At 61.6% G+C, this 1,796-nt stretch carries 1 protein-coding gene; it reads right to left on the reverse strand.

The genetic code is table 11. From position 1 onward, the window contains the following. Window positions 1–1,762 (reverse strand): sulfoacetaldehyde acetyltransferase (gene xsc / locus ACR0L3_RS20610; RefSeq protein WP_480747665.1); only part of this gene is annotated, 1,762 nt, incomplete at its 3' end. Window positions 1,763–1,796 lie beyond the last annotated feature (34 nt).

Genomic DNA, 1,796 nt, shown 5'->3' on the forward strand with positions numbered 1-1,796 from the left:
GTGCCATGTCTTCGGCTGCGATACCTGCGACGGCGACGGGTTTTTTCATTGCGTCGCGGCGGAAGGGTTCGCCGAGTTCCTGGTTGATCATGGCTTCGATCAGGGTGGTGATGCCGTTTTTCTGGTCCTCGATCGCTTGGTTCAGCGCCGCGGTCAGCTCGTCCTGGGTGCGGGCGACAACGCCCTTCAGGCCACATGCTGTTGCGATACCGGCGTAAGACACCTGGGTGTCCAGTTCGGTGCCCACGAAGTTGTCGTCGAACCACAGGGTCGAGTTCCGCTTTTCCGCACCCCACTGATAGTTGCGGAAGACAACCTGGGTCACGGCAGGCCATTCCGAGCGGCCGATCGCGGTCAGCTCGTTCACCGCGATGCCAAAGGCACCGTCACCGGCGAAGCCCACAACCGGCACGTTCGGCTGGCCGATTTTCGCACCAACGATAGCGGGCAGGCCATAGCCGCAGGGGCCGAACAGGCCGGGCGCCAGATATTTGCGGCCCGCGTCGAAATCGGGATAGGCGTTACCGATGGCGCAGTTGTTGCCGATATCGGACGAGATGATTGCCTCGCGCGGCAGGGCCTGCTGGATCGCACGCCACGCCATGCGGGGGCTCATCCAGTCGGGTTTGGCCGCTCGGGCACGCTGGTTCCAGGTGGTGCCGGGATCGTCGTCCTCGTGCGTCATCGAGGTCAGTTCCTGCGCCCAAGCCGATTTTTTCTGGGCGATGTTTGCCTTGCGCGCATCGCGGCCTTCGTCACCGGCGGTGTCGGACAGTTGCGCCAGAATGCCCTTGGCCACCTTGGCTGCATCACCGACGATGCCGACGCTGACTTTCTTGGTCAGACCGATGCGATCCGGGTTGATGTCGACCTGAATGATCTTGGCGTCTGCGGGCCAATACTCCATGCCGTAGCCGGGCAGGGTCGAGAACGGGTTCAGACGCGTCCCCAAGGCCAGGACAACGTCGGCGTCCTTGATCAACTCCATCCCGGCTTTCGAGCCGTTATAACCCAGCGGACCCGCAAACAGTGGGTGCTTGCCGGGGAAGGCGTCATTGTGCTGGTAGCCGACGCAAACCGGTGCATCCAGACGCTCAGCTAATGCCATCGAGGCATCGATACCGCCTTCGGACAGAACAACACCCGCGCCGTTCAGGATGACGGGGTTCTTCGCGTTCGACAGGATTTCAGCCGCTTTCGCCACCGAATTCTCGCCACCCGGGCTGCGCTCGAATTCGATCGGCTCGGGGATTTCAATGTCGACCACCTGAGTCCAGAAGTCGCGAGGAATGTTCAACTGCGCCGGACCGGACAGGCGCTTGGCCTGGCTGATGACGCGGGTCAGAACCTCGGCCACGCGGGACGGGTCGCGAACCTCTTCCTGATAGGCGACCATGTCTTCGAACAGCTTCATCTGCTCGACTTCCTGGAAGCCGCCCTGACCGATGGTCTTGTTCGCCGCCTGCGGGGTGACCAGCAGCAACGGGGTGTGGTTCCAGTAGGCGGTTTTGACGGCAGTCACGAAGTTGGTAATGCCGGGACCGTTCTGCGCGATCATCATCGACATCTTGCCGGTGGCGCGGGTGTAGCCATCCGCCATCATCCCGGCGCTGCCCTCATGGGCGCAGTCCCAAAACATGATGCCAGCTTTCGGGAACAGGTCCGAGATCGGCATCATCGCAGACCCGATGATTCCGAACGCATGTTCGATCCCGTGCATCTGCAGAACTTTTACGAAGGCTTCTTCCGTCGTCATCTTCATGTGAATGATCTCCGCGCATATGAGAAACGGCCGG

This window comes from Ruegeria sp. CK1, assembly GCF_056536545.1.